The 20574-nt window shown below is 64.5% G+C and carries 22 protein-coding genes and 2 pseudogenes; 10 read left to right on the forward strand and 14 right to left on the reverse strand.

Annotation, left to right across the window (positions count from 1 at the left end; translation table 11 throughout):
• Positions 1-84: 84 nt before the first annotated feature.
• Positions 85-3576 carry an indolepyruvate ferredoxin oxidoreductase family protein gene (locus GWG67_RS05220; protein WP_275168070.1) on the reverse strand — a complete coding sequence of 1164 codons (3492 nt, stop codon included), beginning with the start codon at positions 3574-3576 and terminating at the stop codon, positions 85-87.
• Positions 3577-3856: 280 nt separating this feature from the next.
• Between GWG67_RS05220 and GWG67_RS05225 the strand changes: the two genes are divergently transcribed.
• Positions 3857-5083, forward strand: coding sequence for a cytochrome c (locus tag GWG67_RS05225; RefSeq protein ID WP_275168071.1), 1227 nt, complete (start codon positions 3857-3859; stop codon positions 5081-5083).
• Between the two features lie 182 nt (positions 5084-5265).
• Here GWG67_RS05225 and GWG67_RS05230 read toward each other — a convergent pair whose 3' ends face one another.
• On the reverse strand, positions 5266-5910 hold the full coding sequence (locus tag GWG67_RS05230) for a trimeric intracellular cation channel family protein (protein ID WP_275168072.1): 645 nt from the start codon (positions 5908-5910) through the stop codon (positions 5266-5268).
• A gap of 164 nt (positions 5911-6074) precedes the next feature.
• On the opposite strand from GWG67_RS05230, the gene GWG67_RS05235 reads away from it, so the two are divergent.
• On the forward strand, positions 6075-6467 hold the full coding sequence (locus GWG67_RS05235) for a hypothetical protein (protein ID WP_275168073.1): 393 nt from the start codon (positions 6075-6077) through the stop codon (positions 6465-6467).
• 58 nt (positions 6468-6525) lie between these two features.
• Here the strand turns inward: GWG67_RS05235 and GWG67_RS05240 are convergent, their stop codons facing one another.
• Genes GWG67_RS05240 through GWG67_RS05250 form a run of 3 tightly spaced genes read right to left on the reverse strand, consistent with a single transcriptional unit; the run spans position 6526 to position 8071 of the window.
• On the reverse strand, positions 6526-7335 hold the full coding sequence (locus GWG67_RS05240; protein ID WP_275168074.1) for an oxaloacetate decarboxylase: 810 nt from the start codon (positions 7333-7335) through the stop codon (positions 6526-6528).
• A gap of 51 nt (positions 7336-7386) precedes the next feature.
• Positions 7387-7737 carry an antibiotic biosynthesis monooxygenase gene (locus GWG67_RS05245; protein ID WP_007603077.1) on the reverse strand — a complete coding sequence of 117 codons (351 nt, stop codon included), beginning with the start codon at positions 7735-7737 and terminating at the stop codon, positions 7387-7389.
• Between the two features lie 25 nt (positions 7738-7762).
• Complete coding sequence (locus GWG67_RS05250; protein WP_275168075.1) at positions 7763-8071, reverse strand: NIPSNAP family protein; 309 nt, start codon at positions 8069-8071, stop codon at positions 7763-7765.
• 193 nt (positions 8072-8264) lie between these two features.
• Here GWG67_RS05250 and GWG67_RS05255 point away from each other — a divergent pair, with 193 nt between their 5' ends.
• The 3 genes from GWG67_RS05255 (at position 8265) to GWG67_RS05265 (ending at position 10594) form a co-directional block, all read left to right on the forward strand.
• A complete protein-coding gene (locus tag GWG67_RS05255) occupies positions 8265-8963 on the forward strand; it encodes an ArsR family transcriptional regulator (protein WP_275168076.1) in 699 nt (232 codons plus the stop codon).
• Between the two features lie 176 nt (positions 8964-9139).
• On the forward strand, positions 9140-10150 hold the full coding sequence (locus GWG67_RS05260; protein WP_275168077.1) for an alpha/beta fold hydrolase: 1011 nt from the start codon (positions 9140-9142) through the stop codon (positions 10148-10150).
• 192 nt (positions 10151-10342) lie between these two features.
• On the forward strand, positions 10343-10594 hold the full coding sequence (locus GWG67_RS05265) for a GCG_CRPN prefix-to-repeats domain-containing protein (RefSeq protein ID WP_007603074.1): 252 nt from the start codon (positions 10343-10345) through the stop codon (positions 10592-10594).
• Between the two features lie 144 nt (positions 10595-10738).
• Here the strand turns inward: GWG67_RS05265 and GWG67_RS05270 are convergent, their stop codons facing one another.
• Entirely contained in the window at positions 10739-11017 is a 279-nt protein-coding gene (locus GWG67_RS05270; RefSeq protein ID WP_275168078.1) for a twin-arginine translocation signal domain-containing protein, read from the reverse strand.
• 130 nt (positions 11018-11147) lie between these two features.
• Entirely contained in the window at positions 11148-11462 is a 315-nt protein-coding gene (locus GWG67_RS05275; protein WP_275168079.1) for a hypothetical protein, read from the reverse strand.
• A 125-nt stretch (positions 11463-11587) separates the two neighbouring features.
• On the opposite strand from GWG67_RS05275, the gene GWG67_RS05280 reads away from it, so the two are divergent.
• Positions 11588-12235, forward strand: coding sequence for a glutathione S-transferase family protein (locus GWG67_RS05280; RefSeq protein WP_275168080.1), 648 nt, complete (start codon positions 11588-11590; stop codon positions 12233-12235).
• Between the two features lie 90 nt (positions 12236-12325).
• Entirely contained in the window at positions 12326-12478 is a 153-nt protein-coding gene (locus GWG67_RS05285; RefSeq protein ID WP_018456483.1) for a hypothetical protein, read from the forward strand.
• Positions 12479-12488: 10 nt separating this feature from the next.
• On the opposite strand, the gene GWG67_RS05290 is transcribed toward GWG67_RS05285, so the two are convergent.
• Positions 12489-12836, reverse strand: a complete 348-nt coding sequence (locus GWG67_RS05290; protein WP_275168081.1) for a hypothetical protein — start codon at positions 12834-12836, stop codon at positions 12489-12491.
• Between the two features lie 121 nt (positions 12837-12957).
• Positions 12958-14490, reverse strand: coding sequence for an acyl-CoA carboxylase subunit beta (locus GWG67_RS05295; RefSeq protein ID WP_211399411.1), 1533 nt, complete (start codon positions 14488-14490; stop codon positions 12958-12960).
• 138 nt (positions 14491-14628) lie between these two features.
• On the opposite strand from GWG67_RS05295, the pseudogene GWG67_RS05300 reads away from it, so the two are divergent.
• From GWG67_RS05300 to GWG67_RS05310, 3 genes and pseudogenes are all read left to right on the forward strand, one after another.
• Positions 14629-15033 (forward strand): annotated as a pseudogene (locus GWG67_RS05300) (DUF4260 domain-containing protein).
• Positions 15034-15173: 140 nt separating this feature from the next.
• The gene (locus tag GWG67_RS05305) at positions 15174-15767 is read left to right on the forward strand and encodes a hypothetical protein (protein WP_275168406.1); all 594 of its coding nucleotides are present in this window, start codon (positions 15174-15176) and stop codon (positions 15765-15767) included.
• Between the two features lie 153 nt (positions 15768-15920).
• Positions 15921-16028, forward strand: a pseudogene (locus tag GWG67_RS05310) (carboxymethylenebutenolidase); the annotation flags it as partial.
• Positions 16029-16167: 139 nt separating this feature from the next.
• Here the strand turns inward: GWG67_RS05310 and GWG67_RS05315 are convergent.
• The 5 genes from GWG67_RS05315 to GWG67_RS05335 form a co-directional block, all read right to left on the reverse strand.
• Complete coding sequence (locus GWG67_RS05315; RefSeq protein WP_275168082.1) at positions 16168-16824, reverse strand: carboxymuconolactone decarboxylase family protein; 657 nt, start codon at positions 16822-16824, stop codon at positions 16168-16170.
• A 62-nt stretch (positions 16825-16886) separates the two neighbouring features.
• Complete coding sequence (locus GWG67_RS05320) at positions 16887-17705, reverse strand: penicillin-binding transpeptidase domain-containing protein (RefSeq protein ID WP_275168083.1); 819 nt, start codon at positions 17703-17705, stop codon at positions 16887-16889.
• A 128-nt stretch (positions 17706-17833) separates the two neighbouring features.
• Positions 17834-18094 (reverse strand): EscU/YscU/HrcU family type III secretion system export apparatus switch protein, encoded by a 261-nt coding sequence (locus GWG67_RS05325; protein ID WP_275168084.1) that lies wholly within the window; start codon positions 18092-18094, stop codon positions 17834-17836.
• Entirely contained in the window at positions 18091-19695 is a 1605-nt protein-coding gene (locus tag GWG67_RS05330; protein ID WP_275168085.1) for a flagellar hook-length control protein FliK, read from the reverse strand. The genes GWG67_RS05325 and GWG67_RS05330 overlap by 4 nt, the downstream gene beginning before the upstream one ends.
• A gap of 57 nt (positions 19696-19752) precedes the next feature.
• The gene (locus GWG67_RS05335; RefSeq protein WP_275168086.1) at positions 19753-20547 is read right to left on the reverse strand and encodes an ATP12 family chaperone protein; all 795 of its coding nucleotides are present in this window, start codon (positions 20545-20547) and stop codon (positions 19753-19755) included.
• Positions 20548-20574: the final 27 nt, after the last annotated feature.

Genomic DNA, 20574 nt, shown 5'->3' on the forward strand with positions numbered 1-20574 from the left:
GAAAACAACCCCATGCACAGTAGAATGGTGGTTGATTTCATACAGGAATTTGTGGGGTGGATTAGCGAGCCCACCCCACAAATTCTACTCCGCTGCGATCTGCCTTGGTGCCGGCGGCGGGTTGGCCAAATCGGCGGCGAGCTGGGCGTAGCGGGCCTTGGCGTCTGCGACGGCCTTCTCCTTGACCGGGCCGTAGCCGCGAATGCGGTCGGGCAACGACAGCAGCTCCACCGCGGTGTCGATCGTGAGCGGCGACAGCAAGCCGAGCACGGTGGCGACGTCCTTCTCGTAGCCGGCGATGAGATCGCGTTCGAGCTTGCGGTCCGCACTGCGACCGAAGATGTCGAGCGGCGTGCCGCGCAGGAACTTGAATTTTGCCAGCATACGAAACACCGGAAGCATCCACGGGCCGAAGGCGCGCTTCTTCGGGCGGCCGAGCGCGTCGACGCCCCTGCTGAGAATAGGCGGGGCCAGGTTGAAATTGAACTTGAAGTCGCCTTCGAACTGGTCTCCGAGCTGCTTTTCGAACGCGCCGTCGGTGTAGAGGCGCGCAACCTCGTATTCGTCCTTGTAGGCCAGCAGTTTTGCGTAATTGACCGCAACGGCGCGCGTCAGCGCCTCGTCATAGCCGCCCTGTCTGGCGGCGTCGCTGACCTGGTCCACCAGCTTGCGGTAGCGCTTGGCCAAGCGGCCGTTCTGATAGGCGGTGAGGTGTTTTGCGCGGTGCTCGACGAGTTCGTCGAGCGTCATGGCGTCCAGCGTCTTCGGTGCGACGACTTCGTCAGTCCCCTTCAGCATGCCGGCGAGGCGCTGGGGATCGGCGACCGCGAGGCGGCCGAGGCGGAAGGCTTCCTTGTTCATCTTGATCGAGACACCGTTGACCTCGATCGCCTGCTCGATCGACTCCGCCGACAACGGCAGCAAGCCCTTCTGATAGGCGTAGCCCATCATCATCATGTTGGTGGCGATGCTGTCGCCGAGCAGCTGCTCGGCCGGCTTGGTGAAGTCGAAAAACACCGAGTCCTCATGTAGCGCGGTTTCCAGCAACCCGTTCAGCTTGCGGGTCTGGAAGTTGAAGTCGCGGTTGAGAACGAAGTCGGCGGTGGGAATGACGTGGCTGTTGATGATGCCACGGGTGCGGCTGCTATCGCAGAGCGAGATGGTGTCCTTGGCAACCGCGACCACCTCATCGGCTGCGAGCACGACATCGGCCGTGCCGGTGACGATGCGCGAGCAGGTCACCTCGGCCGGATGGTCGGACAGCCGGACGTGGCTGAGCACCGCCCCACCCTTTTGCGCCAGGCCCGACATGTCGAGGATCATCGAGGCCTTGCCCTCGATATGGGCGGCCATGCCGAGCAGCGCGCCGATGGTCAGCACGCCGGTCCCGCCGACGCCGCCGACCGCGATGTTGTAGGGCTTGTCCAGGTTCGGGCGCGATGCCGGCTCGGGCAGATCGCCGATATCGCCGACGCCCGCCGGCGCGCGCTTGCGCATCTTGCCGCCATCGACGGTGACGAAGGACGGGCAAAAGCCTTTGACGCAGGAATAATCCTTGTTGCAGGTCGACTGATTGATGGCGCGCTTGCGGCCGAACTCGGTCTCCAGCGGCTCGACCGAAATGCAGTTCGATTGCACCGAGCAATCGCCGCAGCCTTCACACACCGCCGGATTGATCAGCACACGGCGCGCCGGATCCTCCATCGTGCCGCGCTTGCGGCGACGGCGCTTCTCGGCGGCGCAAGTCTGCACGAAAACGATCGCGGACGCGCCCTTGACCTTGCGCAACGTTTTCTGGACCGCGTCGAGCTCGTCACGATGCGCGGTCTTGACGCCGGGCGCGATCTCGTTCGCCGGATAGGCGTCGGGATTTTCCGAGACGAGATAGATCTCGCGGATGCCTTCGCTGTGAAGCTGGAAGGTGATCTGCTGCGGCGACAATTCGCCGTCGACATGCTGGCCGCCGGTCATCGCGGTCGCGTCGTTATAGAGGATCTTGTAGGTGATGTTGGCGCCGGAGGCGATCGCCTGGCGGATCGCGAGGCTGCCGGAGTGGAAATACGTGCCGTCGCCGAGATTGGCGAACACGTGCTCTTCCTTGGTGAAGGGGGCAACGCCGACCCACGGCACACCCTCGCCGCCCATGTGTGTGAAGGTCTCGGTGGAGCGATCCATCCACAGCGCCATGAAGTGGCAACCGATGCCGGCAAAGGCGCGACTGCCTTCGGGCACCTTGGTCGATGTGTTGTGCGGGCAGCCGGAGCAGAAATACGGGGTGCGGGCGACAGGCGCGGTCGCCTGCATTTGCGACGCCTGGCGGCCGTTGAACCAATCGGCCTTGGCGCGCAGCATCGTTGCAATTTCGGGATTGAGATCAAGTCGAAGCAGCCGCTCGGTGAGCGAGCTGGCCAGCGAGGCGACGCTGAGTTCTTCGGCAAAGGGGAGGAAGCGCTTGTCGTGATCGTCCATCTTGCCGATGATCCGGGGACGGACATCGTCGCGCCAGTTGAACAGCTCCTGCTTCACTTGATTCTCGACGATCTCGCGGCGCTCTTCGATGATGAAGATTTCCTCGAGGCCTACAGCGAATTGCCTGACGCCTTCCGGCTCCAGAGGCCAGGGCATGCCGATCTTGTACAATCGAAGTCCGATCTTGGCGGCGACCTCGGGCGTGATACCGAGCTCGCGCAGCGCCTGACGGATATCCTCGTAGCTCTTGCCGGACGCCATGATGCCGTAGCGCGCGTTCGGCGAATCCATCGTGATGCGATTGACCTTGTTGGCGCGCGCAAAGGCGATCGCGGCAAAGCCCTTGTAGTCCTGCAGGCGGCGGTCCTGGGCGAAGCGGTCGTCGGGCCAGCGCAGATTGAGGCCACCCTCGGGCATCTCGAAATCGGTCGGGATCACGAACGGCGTCATCTCGTCGGTGAGGTCGATCTCGGCGGTGGTCTCCACCGTCTCCGTGATCACCTTCATGCCGACCCAGCAGCCCGAGTAGCGCGACATCGCGATACCGAGAAGACCCATCTCGATCATCTCGTGGACGCTCGACGGGTAGAGATAGGGCATCAGCGCCGACATGAAGGCGTGGTCGGATTGATGCGGGACGGTCGAGGATTTTGCACCGTGGTCGTCGCCGGCGAGACACAAGACGCCACCGTTCTTGGCGGAGCCCGCGGCATTGCCGTGGCGGAAGACGTCGCCGCAGCGATCGACGCCGGGGCCCTTGCCGTACCAGATGCCGACCACGCCATCATACTTGGCGCCGGGCGAGAGGTTGAGCTGCTGCGAGCCCCAGACCGCGGTCGCGGCCAGATCCTCGTTCACGCCGGGCTGAAACTTGATGTTGTATTGCTCGAGATGCTTGCGCGCCGCGAAGAGCTGCTGGTCATAGCCGCCGAGCGGCGAGCCGCGATAGCCGGAGATGAAGCCCGCGGTGTTCAGCCCCGCGGCACGGTCGCGCCGGATCTGGGCCATCGGCAGGCGGACCAGGGCTTGAATGCCGGTCGTGAAAATATGTCCGGTGTCCTGGGTGTATTTCTGATCGAGACTGATCGGACCCTGGTTGATGCCCATTATGTCCTCTTCCGCCCTTTTGAGCGCTTGGCTGCTTAAGCCGTTGCCTGCCCGTTGTTTTTAGCTAGGGCGCGCCGACCATTTCCGCCACTCTATGTCGGATATTTCACGCTCCGCATCACAATTCTGGACCAAAGGCAGCGTCGGGTAAAAATCGCAATTTCGTGGCTGCATTGGCATCCGCGATTTTCATTTTGTGTCACCATACCCCCGCCGTCGCGCAACGAATTGACGCCCGCTCGTCCGGGACGGCGTCGATGGGTCGCAGGAGAGGCTTTCGATGCGGACGATTCTGGCTGGCCTGGCTCTCGTGGGTCTGGCGTTGTGCAGTGCGGTTGCGAGCGCGGCCGTTGCTGCCGAGCCGTCACCCGAGCTGATCGCCTACGGCAAAGCGCTGGTGGAGGCCGGCGATTGCGCTGGCTGCCACACCGCCGATCCGGCCAAACCGCTCGCAGGCGGAAAGCGCATCGACACGCCCTTCGGCGCGATCTACGCGCCGAACCTGACGCCTGACCGCGACACCGGGATCGGCGCCTGGACCGACGCCGATTTCACTCGCGCCGTGCGCACCGGTGTCGCGCCCGACGGCTCCAACTATTACCCGGCGTTCCCCTACCCCTATTTCACGCGGATGACGAAGGATGACACGCTGGCGATCCGGGCCTATCTCGGAACGCTCGCGGCCATCAGCAGCCGCAACAAGCCGCCAGAACTGCGCTGGCCGTTTGGCTATCGCGGCCTGATGCGGATCTGGAACATGGTCTATTTCAAACCCGGCCTGTTCGAGCCGGACCAGAGCCAGAGCGCGGCGTGGAATCGGGGCGGCTATCTCGTCACCGGGCTCGGTCATTGCGGCGCCTGCCATACGCCGAAGAACTATTTTGGCGCGGACAGGCAGGCGCAGGCCCTCGCGGGCAACGAGGTCGGCGGCTGGTACGCGCCAAGGCTCGATGGTGCCGCCCGCACCGGGCTGAAATCGTGGAGCCTCGAGGACGTCACGGAATATCTTCAGAGCGGGCGCAACGCCAGGAGCCATGCCAGCGGGCTGATGGCGGAGGTGGTCGTCAACTCGACCTCGAAGATGAGCGACGCCGACGTGCGCGCGATCGCGGTTTACCTGAAGAACCTGCCGCCAGCACGGCGTGAGACGATGGTGACGCCGCCTGACGATGCCGAGATGAAGGCCGGCAAGGCCATCTACGCCAAGCTCTGCATCGCCTGCCATGAGGCCGACGGATCCGGCGCACCGCGGATCTATCCGCCGCTGCCTGCCAACGCGCTGCTGCAATCGGTCAATCCGTCCTCGACCTTGCGCATCATTCTCGACGGCGCCCACACTGTGACCACGCCACGCGCGCCCAATACGGGGGAGATGCCGGCCTATTCCAACCAGCTGTCCGACCAAGAGGTCGCGGCGGTGACGAACTACATCCGCAATTCCTGGGGCAACGCCGCGCCACTGGTGACGCCGGCGCAGGTGGCGAGGGCGCGGAAGCAGGAGCCGTAAAGAAAGAACCTCGCGCCGCAGCGACGGTACGCTCCCTCGCCCCGTCTTACGGGGAGAGGGTTGGGGTGAGGGGCTGCTTCAGCGAAGATAGTGACAGTTAGACTCGCGGAGAGCCCCCCCTCACCCGCCACGCTTCGCGCGTCGACCTCTCCCCGCAAGCGGGGCGAGGTAAGAAAGAAGACCTACCGCTGCTCGTCTTCCGTGAACACGAATTTCGGCATCTCCCATTTGTAGCGCACTGCCAGCAGGCGGAAGCTGATGCCGAGGGCGAACGTCAAAATGGTCCAGAGCTCAGCGTTCAGCTTGAGACCGAACGCGGTCGCATAGAACAGTCCCGTCACCACCGAGACGCTGGCGTAGAGCTCGGAGCGAAACAGCAGCGGGACGTCGTTGCAGAGCACGTCCCGCAAGACGCCGCCGGCACAACCGGTCACCATGCCGGAGACGATGACGATCGGCAGCGTGGCATCCATCTGCCAGGCGATGTCGCAGCCGGTCATGGTGAAGACGACGAGGCCGATGGCATCGAGCACGATGAAGGCCAATTTCAGCCGGTGCACCAGCCGCGCCATCAGGATGGTGAGGAAGGCGGCGCCGCCGGCCAGCGCGAGGTAGATGGGATTCTGCACCCAGGCCAGCGGATAATGCCCTAGGAAGAGATCGCGCAAGGTGCCGCCGCCGAGCGCCGTGATGCAGCCGAGGAAGCAGACGCCGAGCCAGTCCATGCTGCGGGGGCCGGCTGCGAGCGCGGCGGTCATGCCTTGCGCTGCGACCGCGACCAGCGACAACAGATGCAGCACGCTATCGCTCGGCGGCAAGCTCCACATCGTTTTGTCCCCCTTCCGTCAGCGGAGCTTACGCTTCGGGTTCCCCGGCGAACAGGTTCCGATTCACGCCGCGGGCGCAACATGCGACGAAAGCATTAAGGAGGGCGGAACAGAATCTCGCATCCACGGGTTGTCCCGCCGCAATAATCGAGGAGAACCAATCGATGGCTGACGACCGTTTTACGAACGATCCGTACCGCCCGAATCTCGCCGATGATGAGTATCGCAATGCGGCGCGACGGGATGCCCAGCTTCAGGCCGACCCTGAGCTTGGCGAAGGCCCCGCCTCCAGCGGCAAGGTAGCCCTGTTCGCAGTGGCAATTGCCTTGGTGCTGGGTGCCGTGTTCTACGGCCTGAACAACACGAACACCGGCAACCAGGCGAGCACCACGCCGGCAACGCAGACCGCCCAGCAGGCGCCGGCTACCAATCCGGCCGCACCTCCAGGCATGCGTGATGTGACGCCGCGCACCAACACCGGCCCGGGCGTGACCACGGGCGCCGCGCCGAGCAAGCCGGCCCCGGATACGCCGGCGCCCACTGAGGGCGCGAAGTAACGATTTACAACAATATGCGACAGCGGCGGGATGCTCATCCCGCCGCTTTCGTTTGTCTCTAGCTGAACATCCTGTTGAGCTCGCCGCCGGGATAGCCGCCCGCGAGTTCCGCGAAGGTGCCCTTCTCCGCCATTTCTTTCGCGGCCCGCATGAAGCCGCCCCAGGCGGCGCGAGCGAGCGAACCGCCGACGCTGATCCGGCGCACGCCAAGATCGGCAGCTTCCTGCAATGACAGCCCGGAGCCGCCGATCAGCAGGTTGAATGGTTTGGGTGCGACAGCCTTCACCACCGCGGCGATGTCCTCGCGGCTCTTCAAGCCCGGCGCGTAAAGGCAATCGGCGCCGGCATCGGCGTAGGCGGCCAGCCGGTCGATGACGAGCTTGAGGTCGGTCACGCCCCACAGATAGGCCTCGCAGCGGCCGACCAAGAGAACGCCGCTATCGCCGATCGCCTTGCGCGACGCCTTGATGCGCTCGACTGCGAGCGCGCGCTCGTAGATCGGCTTGTCCTTGTCGCCGGTGGAATCCTCGATCGACAGGCCGGCAACGCCGGTGCGCACACAGCGCTCGATATTGTCGGCTACCTGATGCGGCTCGACCGCAAAGCCGCCCTCGAAATCCGCGTTCACGGGGATGTCGACGGACGTGCTCAATGCCGCCAGATGCTGACAGACGTCCTCGACGGAGACGTGGTTGTCGGCCTTGCCGATGGTCCAGGCAAAGCCCGCACTCGACGACGCGAGTGCCTTGAAACCGAGATGCTGCAACGCTTTCGCGCTGCCGACGTCGACCGGATTGGGCAGGATGAAGCAGCCGCTCTCGTGCATCTTCCTGAAGGTCGCGCGCTTGTCAGCAGTTGTCACATGCATGTTTCTCTCCCTTGTTGGCCGCGCAGACATGGGGACGTGCCGCCGCGAGCGCTAGTGCGCGTCGTGCACCGCGCGGCTGTCCTTCGGCGCCTGCTCGCGATCATTCATGCTGTAGTCACGGATGACGCTGGCGATACGCAAATGATAGTCGGCGAAGATCTTCGCGCGGCCCTTCGCCTGGGTGCGGCGGTGCTCCATCGTGTTGCGCCAGGCTTGCACGGCCGCCTCGTCCCGCCAGAACGACACCGACAAAATCTTGCCCTTGTCGGTCAGGCTCTCGAAACGCTCGACCGAGATGAAGCCGTCGATGGTTTGCAGGATCGGCTTGAGGTCGGCCGCGAGGTCGAAATAATCCTGGCGGTGTTCCGGCTTCGGCCAGACCTCGAAGATCACGGCGATCATGGGCGTCTCTCCTGTCGTTGATGGCCTACAATACCACCTTACGCAAAAACGTGCGCTCTTCCGCGAGGATGAATTTGTGCTCCTCGGCGAAGTGGAAGTTCGCCATGCCTTCCGTATCCTGACGCAACCGAGCGCGATAGGCCTCATAGGCAGCGAGACTCTCGAAGGTGATCAGCGCGAACGCGATGTTGTTGGTGCCCTCGTGCGGCATGAAATAGCCGATCAGATCGCCGCCGCATTTCGGGATGATGGTGAGCCAGCGCTTCGAATATTCCTCGAACTGCGCGCGCTTGAAGGGATCGAGCTGATAGCGGATGAAGACGGTGATGGACATGATGGCTCCTCTGGTTCCACACCGTCATTGCGAGCGCAGCGAAGCAATCCAGGAATCCCTCTGCGGAGGCAGCCTGGATTGCTTCGTCGCCAGTGCAAAATTGCTTCGCAATTTTGTCACGGGCTCCTCGCAATGACGAGCAACACCACGCTACGCGCTTGCCCCACCGCAATGCTTCGGCTACCATCGAAGCATGAAATCAGGTCCAGACATCGCCATGATCGCCTCGCTCGTCGGCGATCCCGCACGCGCCAACATGCTCACGGCGCTGATGAACGGCCGCGCGCTCACCGCGAGCGAGCTGGCGCAGGAGGCCGGCATCACGCCGCAGACCGCAAGCTCGCATCTTTCCAAGCTCGAGGCCGGTGGCCTGATCGAGCCGGAGAAGCAGGGCCGCCACCGCTACTACCGCCTCACCGACGATGACGTCGCCGGTGTGCTGGAGGGCCTTGCGGGCCTCGCCGCGCGGACCGGCCATATGCGCGTGCGTACCGGGCCGAAGGATCCGGCGCTGCGGCGTGCGCGGATCTGCTACGACCATCTCGCCGGCGATCTCGGCGTGCAGATGCTCGATACCCTGCGTGCGAAAAACCTGGTCAGGCAGAAGAAGCAGGAGATCGAGCTGACGGCCGAGGGCGAGCGCTTCCTGGCGAAGCATTTGCAGATCTCGCCCGACATGCTCGCTCATCCGCGCCGTCCGGTCTGCAAGGCCTGTCTCGACTGGAGCGAGCGGCGCCACCATCTCGCCGGCACGCTCGGCGCCGCGATGATGCAGCGTTTCGCCGAGCTGAAATGGGCCGCCCGCGACGCCACGCCCGGCAGCCGCGTGGTGAATTTCACCCGCACCGGCGAGAAGCAGTTTGCCGTGTTGTTCGGTGACGGGCGGGAATAAACACAACTCCGTGTGAACTGAGGATCTCGTCATGGCCGGGCTTGACCCGGCCATCCACGTCTTTACTGCGGCTGCCACGTGGATGCCCGGGACGTCTGCGCGAAGATGCGCTTCGCGCTTTTGCCCGGGCATGACGGAGATTGTGTCGAGCACCTCAGTCCCAACCAGAGACCTCAATGAACCGCTTCCTCCCGGCTGCCCTCTGCGCCGCTCTCCTCTTCTTCGCTCCTCTTTCATCCCACGCCGCCGACACTGCCCCGCGCGGATCTTACGGCATCGCGCTCGAAGGCTTTGCCTATCCTTACCCCGTGCACCTGCTGCCTATTGTCAATGACGGCGAGCAGCTCAGCATGGCCTATATGGACGTGACGCCTGCGCAGCCGAACGGCCGCACCGTCGTGCTGCTGCACGGGCGCAATTTCCCGTCGAGCTACTGGGCGCCTGTTATCAAGATGCTGAGCGAGGCCGGCTTCCGCGTCGTGGTGCCGGACCAGATCGGCTTCGGCAAATCCTCCAAGCCGACGGGCGAGCTGCATTTCGACAATCTGGCGCGCAACACCATCGCGCTGCTCGATCACCTCAAAATCAACAAGGCCGAGATCGTCGCCCATTCGCTCGGCGGCATGCTGGGCGTCCGCATCGCCCGCGCCTATCCCGACCGCGTCGCTCATCTTGTTCTGACGGCCCCGATCGGGCTGGAAGACTACCGCCTCTATGTGCCGCCGACGCCGACCGAGAAGATCATCGAGACCGAGGACAAGCTCACGGCCGATGGCTATCGCAAGCAGCTTCAGACCAATTATGCGATCAAGCTACCGGCGGAGGCGATCACGCCGTTCATTGATGCCCGCTTCAATATCAAGGGCAGCCCGGACTATCCGCGCTGGCTGCGCGCCTTCGTTAGTTCCGGCCAGATGATCTATCGCGAGCCGGTGGCGCACGAGATCGCACTGATCACCGAGCCGACGCTGTTCATCATGGGTGCCGACGACCACAACGCACCGGGCCGACCGAACGCGCCGGAGGCGCTGCGCGCGAAAATGGGAGAGAACGCCGAGCTCGCGAAGGCGCTCGCGGTGAAGATGCCGAATGCGCGGGCCGAGGTGATCCCGGACACCGGCCATCTCGTCTTCCTGGAGGCGCCTGAGAAGTACAAGGAGCTGGTCCTGGGCTTTCTCGGCCGCTAACGACATTGCTGTCGTCCGGAGCCGCATGCGGGGAATGTTCATGCCGCATTCAGGTCATGATTGGCAGATTTGGCTCGCGTCGTGTCGGCATGTTGCGATTTTAACGTGTCGAATCGTGTCTTTTGATTCATGGTGCGCCGAAAACGCCAAGCCCTCCTAGAACTTGCCCCCAAAGACGAGAAGGAAGATCAAATGAAATACCTGTTTGCCGCCGTGATGCTTGCCAGCGCGGTCGTTGGTTTCAGCGAGGCGGCCAGCGCCGCCGGCGGTTGCGGCCCCGGCTGGTATCGCGGCGCCTATGGCGGCTGCCGCCCGATGCGCGGTCCGGTCGTTGTCCGCCCGGGTCCGATCGTGGTTGCGCCGGCCCCTGTCGTCGTCGTGCCGCGCGCGCGCGTGTGCCCCTACGGCTTCCGCTGGTACGCCGGCCGCTGCCGCCCGTTCTGATCTCGTTTTTTGCATAGCTAAATGGCCGCGCGGCGAAAGCCTGCGCGGCCTTTTTTTTGGGGCACCTGACGTCGCACCGGGATGTTTCGAATCAAAACGGGGACCGCGATCGCGGTCCCCGTTCGAGCCTGGCTTGCGCGAAGCTTACCAATGGCGGCGGTGCCATCGCCGGCGATGCCAGCCCCAGTGACGGCGGCGCCAACCCCAATGACGGTGGTGGCCGTGCCAGTGCACCTGCTCCGGCTTCAACTGCGCGGCCTCTTCGCTGCTGGTGACTGCGGGATGAGCGTCGGGATTGCCTTGCGGCATGCTGGGATCACCGAGCGGCTGCGGCGCCAGCGGCGCAGCCTTCGCGGCGGTCGTGAACGCGGCAGCTCCGGCCGCGACACCGATTGCAAATTTCAGAAAGTTCCGGCGCTCCATAATTTCTTTCCTCTTGGATGGTCGTGCCAGTGATGCAGAGGCGAGTGTCGCGGCGACGACATGAACCGAAGCTGAATCGCGCGTTCAGGTTCGTTGCGACTCTGACAATGACGGCACGCCGCCCCAGGCGCTACTCGCCAAACTCCTGCGCCAGCACCAGCAACTCGCGCGTGCGCGTCACGTCGGGCCAATCGCGCTTGAAATCCGCCACCAGCTGCGTCAGCGCATCGCCCTTCAGCATGGCGTGCAGCGCAGCCTCGCTCTCGAACTGATACATCGCCTGATGCAGTGACGGATCGTCGAGGCTCCAGAACCGCCAGGCCTTAGCCACACCGAACGCCTTCGCCGCGTCGGGCAGATGTTCCGTCTCGTACCATCTGTCGAACGCGGCGCGCCTGCCGGCATCGGCGACGATGGCGCGGACGACGAAGAAGGCTGACGGCATCGGATTTCCTCCTGTTGTTTGGGGAGACTAGCGGGTTACGCCGACGACGGCAAAAAAGACGGCACCGGTGTCGGAACGCGCGCCTCTCGTCCGTCCTATGCCTGGACAGCAGACGGAGACACCACATGCCCGACCTCACGCTCACCACCTTCGACTGGGTTCCTCCACCCCCGCGCGGTTTCGTCCGCGATCTTCGGGTGCGCTGGGCGCTCGAAGAGGCCGCATTGCCCTATCGCGTCGCGAGCGCGCCGTTCGACGACCGCGGCGCCCAACATCTCGCGCACCAGCCGTTCGGCCAGGTGCCGTGGCTGACCGATGGCGACCTCTCGATCTTCGAGAGCGGCGCGATCCTGCTGCATCTCGGCGGCCTCAGCGCAAAGCTGATGCCATCAGATCCGCGCGGCCGCAACGAAGCCACGGAATGGCTGTTCGCCGCACTCAATTCGGTGGAGATGGCAAGCCTGCCCTGGGGGATGTCGAAGTTCATGGGACATCCGACCGATACGGCGGCATGGAAATTCGTGGACGACTTCCTCAAACTCCGCCTCAAGCACATGGAGGCGGTGCTGGCCAACCGCGAATGGCTGGGAGGCACGTTCTCCGTCGCCGACATCCTGATGTCCGACGTGCTGCGCGTCGTCGATCAGTTCGATGGGCTCGCGGACAGTCCCGCCTGCCGCGCCTATGTTGCACGCGCCACGGCCCGCCCGGCCTTCGGCAAGGCCCACGCCGACCAAATGGCGCATTTCGCGGCGGCGGATGCGGCTCGCTGACGCGGCGTGGAGTGTGACGTGCCTCACATAAAAAATCCGGCGATGGCCGTAGGGTCACGGCCATCAAATCATCCCTGCGGAAGGTGACACATGGCCCGCATCGCATATCTCAGAGACCAGCTTGCCCGCGCCGAACGGCTGGCAAAAGCGATCCTCGACCGGCAAACCGCGGAGCAGCTTCAGGCGTTTGCAGCCGAATGCCGCGAGGAGTTGCAGGTGCTGTCGCGCAGGGCTGCGGCGTAAGGCTGCTCGGTTACACGAGCTTCATCGGCGTGTCGGCGACCACGCGAAGGTCGAAGCTCCCAATCAACGCTGAGCGGCGCGCCTCCGCAGCACCGATGGCCTCGTCAGTCTGCCGCAGCGTACTGACGTTCGAGCCGAGCGAGACGATCCCGCCGAGCACGAGAGCTACTGAGCCGAGCGCGGCGGTCTGCCCCGTCCCGAGCAGACCGAGGATCGTGATCAGCAACAGTGCAGCCCCGCCGCCGATGGCAATCTTGGATGCCAAAATATACTTCCGGCATCGCTCGGCAGTCCCGGCCAGAGCCGCAATCCGGTCTTCAATGTCTGAAATCTCGTCGGTCGGATCGTCTTCGGTCATTGGATTCGGATCGAGGATGCCAAGTCAGAAACAAGATCAGTAGCCCGCATGAGCGAAGCGACATACGGGAGTTGGATAGAAAACCCGGATGTCGCTACGCTCATCCGGGCTACAAGTCCGCTCACAACGGCAAATTGTCGTGCTTCTTCGCGGGCGTTTCCACCTTCTTGTCCTTCAGCATCGACAGCGCCCGCGCGATCCGCTTGCGGGTGGAGTGCGGCATGATGACGTCGTCGATGTAGCCACGCTCGGCGGCGATGAACGGAGACAGGAAGCGGTCTTCGTATTCCTTGGTACGCGCGGCGATCTTGTCGGGGTCGCCGATGTCGGCGCGGAAGATGATCTCGACCGCGCCCTTGGCGCCCATCACGGCGATCTGGGCGGTCGGCCAAGCGTAGTTCATGTCGGCGCCGATCTCCTTGGAGGCCATGACGTCGAAGGCGCCGCCATAGGCCTTGCGCGTGATGATGGTGACCAGCGGCACGGTGCACTGCGAGTACGCAAAAAGCAGCTTGGCGCCGTGCTTGATCAGGCCGCCATATTCCTGCGCGGTGCCGGGCAGGAAGCCCGGCACGTCGACGAAGGTGACGATCGGGATGTTGAAGGCGTCACAAAAACGAACAAAGCGCGCCGCCTTGCGCGAGGCATCGCTGTCGAGCACGCCGGCTAGCACCATCGGCTGGTTGGCGACGAAGCCCACCGTGCGGCCGGCGATGCGGCCGAAGCCGGTGACGATGTTCTTGGCAAAAGCGTCCGCGATCTCGAAGAAGTCGCCCTCGTCCACGACCTTCAGGATCAACTCCTTCATGTCGTAGGGCTTGTTCGGATTGTCGGGGATCAGCGTGTCCAAGGACATGTCGACGCGGCCGATGTCGTCGAAGCTCGGCCATTCCGGCACGCCGTCGGTGTTGTTGGACGGCAGGAAGTCGATCAGGCGCCGCATCTGCAACAGCGTCTCGACGTCGTTCTCGAAGGCGCCGTCGGCGATCGAGGAGCGCGTCGCATGCACCGAGGCGCCGCCGAGCTCTTCAGCCGTGACGACCTCGTTGGTGACGGTCTTCACCACGTCGGGGCCGGTGACGAACATGTAGCTGGTGTTCTTCACCATGAAGATGAAGTCGGTCATCGCGGGCGAATAGACGTCGCCGCCGGCGCAGGGGCCCATGATGACGGAGATCTGCGGGATCACGCCGGAGGCGAGCACGTTGCGGCGGAACACGTAGGAATAGCCGGCGAGCGCTGCGACGCCCTCCTGGATGCGGGCGCCGCCCGCGTCATACAGGCCGATGATGGGCGCCCTCGCCTTCATCGCCATGTCCTGGAGTTTCGTGATTTTCAGCGCGTGCGTTTCCGAGAGCGACCCGCCGAACACGGTGAAGTCCTTGGCAAAGACAAACGTCTTGCGGCCGTTGACGGTGCCCCAGCCGGTGACGACGCCGTCGCCGGGCACCTTGTTCTTCTCCATGCCGAATTCGGTGGAGCGGTGCTCGACGAACATGTCGAATTCCTCGAACGATCCCTTGTCGAGCAAGAGCTCGATGCGCTCACGTGCGGTCAGCTTGCCGCGGGCGTGCTGCGCCTCGATGCGCTTCTCACCGCCGCCGAGCTTTGCGCCGGCGCGACGGTCTTCAAGGGCGTCCAGGATGTGTTTCATTTGCTCTCGCCAGTTCTTAAGTGATGCGGGGTTCTAACACGGCATTTTGCGAGCCGGAAAGCGCCTTTCGACCTCGCAGGGCTGCCTTGCCGCAGCGGGAAAGCGCAAGGAATTCAAAGTTTTGCCTGGGAGACGAGCATGACCGAAGGAACGGCCGAGGCCGGCGCGGCGACGGGCGGCGTCAACATCCTGCTGCGGCTGGAGGGACTGACCCTCTTCGTGGGCATGGTGATGCTCTACTGGGCCTGGGACGGCTCATGACTCGTGTTCGCCCTGCTGTTCTTCGTCCCGGATCTGAGCTTCCTGGCATATCTGTCGGACGCCAAATTCGGCGCGCTGGTCTACAACGCCGCCCACAGCTACATGGCCCCAGTCACGCTGCTGACCTTCGGTTTCGGCCTCGCCTCGCCGCTCACCCTGTCCATCGCCTTGATCTGGCTCGCCCATATCGGCCTCGACCGGGCGCTCGGCTATGGCCTGAAATATTCGGCCGGGTTCGGCTTCACCCATCTCGGCCGGATCGGCCGGCAGAAGAACCACTGACGCAGTTGCAAATCTGGTCCCGCCCGGTTGACCGGGCCTGCCGATTCAGGCTTGCTCCAGGCTTGCGATCAGGCGCCGAATGTTGCGTGAGCTCAGTCGGTACGGCGGCGGTCATCATTTCCGGCTGCAAGCATCACCACATGTCCGCGACGGTCGTTCCCCTGCCGCCGAACTCGTCGTCCGAAACCACCGACTTCCTGCGGCGCATGGCCAGCATGGTGTCGGGGCGGAACGGCGAGATGCTGCTGCGCGCGGCCGCGCTGATCGAGTCGCTGGCGCAGCGGGCGATGTCGGCGGAACGCCTCTATCACCGGGAGCACGAAGAGAACACGCGCAACAGCGAATTGCGCGAGGCCGGTGAGATGGCGTCCGACGCCATGGTCAAGCAAATCGACGGGCTGCGCAGCCAGCTTGCCGAAGTCACCGCGGCCGCGGCGGCCGAGCGCGCGGCATTCGATGCGGAGCGCGGCAACCTGCTCGGCCTGATGCAGCACGCGGAGGGCCATATCGGCAAGCTCACAAGCGAGCTGGAGACGCTGCACGCCTCGCTCGACAGTTTGAACGAGACCGCCATCTCCGTGCCGATCGAGGTGCTGCGGCTGGCGCGCACCCAGTTCGATGTCCTCTCCGCCGGCTTTGCCCGCAAGGGCGACGTGATCTCGCAGGTGATGAGCGAGATCGGCGGTTTTGCCATCGACCAGGCGCTGACGGTGAAAAAGGCCGATCCCGCCTGAGGCCCGCGCAATCACATTCACGATTGGGCGTCATGCCCGGGCTTGTCCCGGGCATCCACGTGCTTGAAGCCGATGAGAAAGGTCGTGGATGGCCGGGACAAGCCCGGCCATGACGCGGGAGCGATCCGCGCGCATCAAATTGCCATCGCGCTAGACGCTTGCGTCGAGCTCGATCCGCATGTCGGCGGTAATCCAACGACTGCCGCCGAGTCGCGCAAGGCCGTGGAGGGATTTTTGCAAGCGCTGTTCAAGCTGGGGTAGCGCTGGGAAGCAGCTGGCCTTGGGAGCCGGCGTCGGCGCCAAATACTCCGTCATTGCGAGCGCAGCGAAGCAATCCAGAATCTCGCAGCGGAGCCAGCCTGGATTGCTTCGTCGCAAGGGCTCCTCGCAATGACGGAGGCTACGGCTCGCCCGGCTTGAACGGCTCCTGCTTGTCCGGCGGCACGGTCTCCTCCGCCATTGCCAGCAGCATCGCGACCATCACGTAATTGCCGGCGACCGCGGTGAGGTCGACGATCTGCTGGTCGTTGAAGACCTTCTTCGCGCGCGCGTAAGTCTCGTCGGCGATCTTCCTGGTCGTGGTGAGCTCGGTGACGAAGTCGTAGACGACGGTCTCGTCCTCGGCCATCTTCGACGGTCGCTTATTGGCCTTCAGCTCCGCGATGATGTCAGGCGACAGGCCCGCCTTCGCCGCGAGCGGCGCATGGGCATACCATTCGACCTGCGAGCGCCATTGCCGCCCGATGATCAGGATCGCGAACTCGTTGAGCTTTGTCGGGACCGAGGTTTCCCAGCGCAGATAGTGGAACAGGTCGAACAGGCGCTGGCCGAGCACCGGGCTGCGGATCATCGGATTGTAGGGACCGCCGATGCCGACGCTCGAGACCTTCATGATCTGCTCGCCGAGCGGTTTCTGCTTGGCGTCGAGCTGGTCCATGGTGAGCTGCGGAAAGCGCGGCTCCCTGCTGGTGGCGGGACCGGCAAACATCGTGGCGGCGAGCCAGCCGCCCGCGGCAGCAAGCGTCAGCGACGACAGCCAGAGTGGCGTTGAGTTCATGTTGTCCTCCCGATTTTTCTTGATCCGGAGGATGCTAGTCGAGCGGCACCGGCTTGGTAGCGCTAGATCGCGCCGATCTCGGCAAGGCAGGCTTGCGTCAGCGGCATGCGCTCGCCGACCAGACGCGGCTCCTTGCAGTCCATATTGAGCGCGAACACGGTGTGCGCTTCGCCCTTCTCTGCCCAGCCCACCATCCAGCCAAGCGACGGCTCGCCGCGCTCGGCGCCAAGCAGCCCGGACTTGGCGCGAATGACGCTATCGCCGACTTTGGTCACCGGCAGGATGTCAGCGACGAGGTCCTGGCTGCGTTTGGAGATCGGCAGCGCGCGGCGGCGCAGCCTGTCGACGAAATCGACCTGCTCGACCGGATCGATGCGCAAGGCGCCGGTGAGCCAGAACTGGTCGATGCCGCCGCCGATGTCGCGGTTGCCGTAGTCGAACAGATCGACGTATTTTTGCATGCGCTCTTGTCCGATCCGGCGCGCGATCTCCTGATAGACCGGTACCGCGCTCACGAGAATCGCGCTGCGCAGTGTGTGATCCTTGTTCCAGGCCTCGATCGGACGCTTCACGCCATCCCAGGGAAATACGTCCTTGTCGGGATCGGCGACGACGCCAGTTTCGAGCGCGATCAGCGAGTTCGGTATCTTGAAGGTCGAAGCCGGCAGCTTCGCCTCGCCCGAACGTTCCTTGTCGCTCGCGATGACGAGATAATCCTCGACCTTGTAGCCGACGAACGTCCCGGCCGTACCGAGGTCGGTGAAGCGCTTTGCGAGGCTGTCACGAATCTCGTTGCGCGGCGGCGCGACATGGGCGAGTGCGCGCGACGGCAGGATCGCGGTTGCGGCGAGAAGACCGAGAGTCGAACGGCGGGTGAGCACTGGCGGTGTCCGTTTACGCGATGAAGAAGGCTCCGACCATGCAGCCGCTATCGTGGTGAAACGATGACAGGTTATTTCTTGAGCATGATCTCTTCGGAAAACCGCTGCACACTTTTGCGGATCATGCTCTACCGCCTACCCGACAGCCGCAGCACGAACACCAGCACTTCGGCGACGGCCTTGTAGAGGTCGGGCGGGATCTCCTCGCCGAGCTCGACCTTGGACAGCGCGCCGGCCAGGATCTCGTTTTCCTCAATCGGGATGTCGTTGGCCTTGGCGATCTCGATGATCTTTTCGCCGATCGTGCCCTTCCCCTTGGCGACGACGACAGGCGCGTTGCTGCCCTTCTCATAATGGAGCGCAATCGCAAGCTTCGACGGGTCGCTCATGTGGCGCGATCCAGGAAGTGGCCGGCGCGGGCCGGTGCGGGCTGTGGCGGGGTGCCATCGCGGACCAGGATGTCGCCGGGCTTGAGCTCGGCCCTGGTCAGGGCCTGGTTGAGCTCACCGATTCCGGCGCGAAGCTGCTGTGCGGTCGCCGGCCGCTCCGCCCACATCCGCACGAAGGTCGTGTCGCCGTTCAGGGTAATCAAAGCGTGCACGGGGCCGGCCGGCTCGACACTGAGTGTGAAGCGCGCGCGCCAGGCGCGCCCGGCGGGATCGGCGGATTCATTGCCGCCGTCGCGCGAGATCTCGAACTGCGCCATTGCCGTGCCCTGCGGCGTCGCGAATGGAATCTCGAAATTCCACTGCGGCACGGTCGGATCGATCCTGTGACCGCTGGCATCGGTGCGATCGGGGAGCGAAGCGACCTGGAGCAAGGTCTGGCGCGCGATCGCGGCATCGGTATCATCGAGCAACCGATGCACGGTCGCGGCGAGCGGCGTATCGGGCGCGAGTGACGGCGAGGCGATGGATTGCGGCGACGGTAATGCGCCGCGAACCGGCGGTGGCGTCGCGCGCGCGGCGGCTTCGAAAATTTGTCCGTCGGGCACGGCTTTGTTCGAGCCCGGCAAATTGCCCATCATGCGCGGCAGGTTTTGCGTGATCTCTTGCAGGAGGCTCGCGGCAAGGCCCGCAGATATGGTTCGCGGCATCGCAGCCTGCGGCGCACCGCCAGCTATGTCCGCCAGCACAGCGGCCGCGAGATTGGCGCTGCGCGGCATTTGCGGTGATTGGGCGATCTCGGGTTCCGTTGCGGGCAAGGCGGCCTGTGCAGCCTGCGTCTGCGCGGTAGCGACCTGCGGTGTTGCCCCGGTACCGGCTGGAAGGGTGGCACCTTGCGTCTGTGGCGCCGTCTCGAGCGTTGCCAGCGTCTGCCGCAGCACCAGAAGCGCGGCTTTCAAATCCGGCATCGTGGCGGAGGACGGCGTCGCGCCTGCGGCGAGCGAGGCCTCTAGGAGCAGCCCGGATCTCTGGAAAGCGGATTCGACGTCGCCGCCATCGAGCCCGGTGTTGAGCGGCGTCTGCTGCGCCAGCACGCCCAGCATCGCCTGCTTCAGCCCCGCCGGAAGATCGCTGCCGGTGACCACCGCGGCCAGATTGGCGAACAGCGGCGCCTGGCTGCCCTGTTTTGTGACCGCCTCGGCCGAAGCTGCGGTAACGGCGACCTGCTCCGATGGCGTCAGCACGTTGCGTCCCGCGCCCGCCGACGGAGCAAGCGAGGGGCTGTCAACCAGCGAGGCCGCAGCAGGCGTCAGCGTGACCTGATCGGCGGCCGCCTCGCCTGCCCCGCCCATGACGGCGAGCCGGATGGTGCCGCCGTTCTGCGACACCGCAAGCTGAAGATTTTGTCCTGGTGTCAGCGCCACCTCGGACAGCACATCCATCGAGAGGTTGGCGATCGCGATCCGCACCAGATTATCGGCGAGCACGCTGACCACTCTGGCGTCGACGACGCTGCCGGCCTGCAGCACAAGATCGGGCGTCGCCGCGTCAGCAACAGGGCTGGCGGCACTGACGGGAAGAATCGAGCTTATCGGCGTCGGCATCGCGAGGGGCCCGGGGAGCGCGGGTCCTACCCTAAGGCCGCCCTCGTAAACCTCTCGTTAAGGACCCTTGGCCACGGGCGGCCTCACGGCGTTCAAAACCGCCACGGCAGCCTCGAAATCCCGCAGACGGGCAGCGCGGCGGCCGGCCGCTTCTTCGTCCACGCCCCATTTCTCGGCATTCCAGTCCTCGTCGACATAAGCCGCCGCCCAGACCTGGTCGGCGTCCCGTACGCCATGGGCGAGCGCCAGCGCCAGCAGGGCCGAGCCGGTCAGAGTGGTGATCACGTGGAGGGCGGCGACCGACCAAGCATCCCCCGGCAGCGCCGCACGCGCGGCCTGGAGCGCCTCCGCCGGCTGCGTCACATGCATGACGCCTTCGGACAGGATGAAATGCGCGCCCAGCGTCTCCGCGGCCCAGAACAGCACGGGATCCCAATGCGCGGCCTCCCGGGCGACAAGTCCCTCGGGATGGCCGGCGCGGTAGAACAGCAGATCGGACTGGAGGTATTTTGCGAGGTCTTCCGTGACGAGATCGACGCGGTCGACGACACCCTCGACCACGCTATTGGCGATCCGCGTCAGCGGCATGGTCATGGGATTGATCGTCTCTTTCTGATCCGCCCATTCCGTGGCGACTGCATCGGCTAGCGCGCGCGAAGGGATCACCACCTGGCGGCCAGAGGGCGTGCGGATCGCCTTGCCATCGAGTGTGATGGCGAAGCCGCCTTCGGCCTCGGCCACCCCAACCTCCTTGTAGAAGCGCTTGCGCAACGGCACGCGCGAGGCCTGGCGGACCGCCTCTTGCGGATCGAGCGGGGATCGCCCCGCAACTTCATCGAACAATTCGCGCATCTGGTTTTCGGCCCTGATCACTCAATG

The sequence above is a fragment of the Bradyrhizobium sp. CSS354 genome (assembly GCF_029051725.1).
Lineage (GTDB): Bacteria > Pseudomonadota > Alphaproteobacteria > Rhizobiales > Xanthobacteraceae > Bradyrhizobium.

Excerpts from the sequence above, each read along its gene's own strand:
- GWG67_RS05260 (WP_275168077.1), top strand. The coding sequence starts at position 9,140 with ATGAACCGCTTCCTCCCGGCTGCCCTCTGCGCCGCTCTCCTCTTCTTC.
- GWG67_RS05220 (WP_275168070.1), bottom strand. The coding sequence starts at position 3,576 with ATGGGCATCAACCAGGGTCCGATCAGTCTCGATCAGAAATACACCCAG.
- GWG67_RS05290 (WP_275168081.1), bottom strand. The coding sequence starts at position 12,836 with ATGACCGAAGACGATCCGACCGACGAGATTTCAGACATTGAAGACCGG.
- GWG67_RS05285 (WP_018456483.1), top strand. The coding sequence starts at position 12,326 with ATGGCCCGCATCGCATATCTCAGAGACCAGCTTGCCCGCGCCGAACGG.
- GWG67_RS05270 (WP_275168078.1), bottom strand. The coding sequence starts at position 11,017 with ATGGAGCGCCGGAACTTTCTGAAATTTGCAATCGGTGTCGCGGCCGGA.
- GWG67_RS05230 (WP_275168072.1), bottom strand. The coding sequence starts at position 5,910 with ATGTGGAGCTTGCCGCCGAGCGATAGCGTGCTGCATCTGTTGTCGCTG.
- GWG67_RS05240 (WP_275168074.1), bottom strand. The coding sequence starts at position 7,335 with ATGCATGTGACAACTGCTGACAAGCGCGCGACCTTCAGGAAGATGCAC.
- GWG67_RS05225 (WP_275168071.1), top strand. The coding sequence starts at position 3,857 with ATGCGGACGATTCTGGCTGGCCTGGCTCTCGTGGGTCTGGCGTTGTGC.
- GWG67_RS05295 (WP_211399411.1), bottom strand. The coding sequence starts at position 14,490 with ATGAAACACATCCTGGACGCCCTTGAAGACCGTCGCGCCGGCGCAAAG.
- GWG67_RS05335 (WP_275168086.1), bottom strand. The coding sequence starts at position 20,547 with ATGCGCGAATTGTTCGATGAAGTTGCGGGGCGATCCCCGCTCGATCCG.
- GWG67_RS05245 (WP_007603077.1), bottom strand. The coding sequence starts at position 7,737 with ATGATCGCCGTGATCTTCGAGGTCTGGCCGAAGCCGGAACACCGCCAG.
- GWG67_RS05325 (WP_275168084.1), bottom strand. The coding sequence starts at position 18,094 with ATGAGCGACCCGTCGAAGCTTGCGATTGCGCTCCATTATGAGAAGGGC.
- GWG67_RS05275 (WP_275168079.1), bottom strand. The coding sequence starts at position 11,462 with ATGCCGTCAGCCTTCTTCGTCGTCCGCGCCATCGTCGCCGATGCCGGC.
- GWG67_RS05255 (WP_275168076.1), top strand. The coding sequence starts at position 8,265 with ATGAAATCAGGTCCAGACATCGCCATGATCGCCTCGCTCGTCGGCGAT.
- GWG67_RS05305 (WP_275168406.1), top strand. The coding sequence starts at position 15,174 with ATGTCCGCGACGGTCGTTCCCCTGCCGCCGAACTCGTCGTCCGAAACC.
- GWG67_RS05280 (WP_275168080.1), top strand. The coding sequence starts at position 11,588 with ATGCCCGACCTCACGCTCACCACCTTCGACTGGGTTCCTCCACCCCCG.
- GWG67_RS05315 (WP_275168082.1), bottom strand. The coding sequence starts at position 16,824 with ATGAACTCAACGCCACTCTGGCTGTCGTCGCTGACGCTTGCTGCCGCG.
- GWG67_RS05265 (WP_007603074.1), top strand. The coding sequence starts at position 10,343 with ATGAAATACCTGTTTGCCGCCGTGATGCTTGCCAGCGCGGTCGTTGGT.
- GWG67_RS05235 (WP_275168073.1), top strand. The coding sequence starts at position 6,075 with ATGGCTGACGACCGTTTTACGAACGATCCGTACCGCCCGAATCTCGCC.
- GWG67_RS05330 (WP_275168085.1), bottom strand. The coding sequence starts at position 19,695 with ATGCCGACGCCGATAAGCTCGATTCTTCCCGTCAGTGCCGCCAGCCCT.
- GWG67_RS05250 (WP_275168075.1), bottom strand. The coding sequence starts at position 8,071 with ATGTCCATCACCGTCTTCATCCGCTATCAGCTCGATCCCTTCAAGCGC.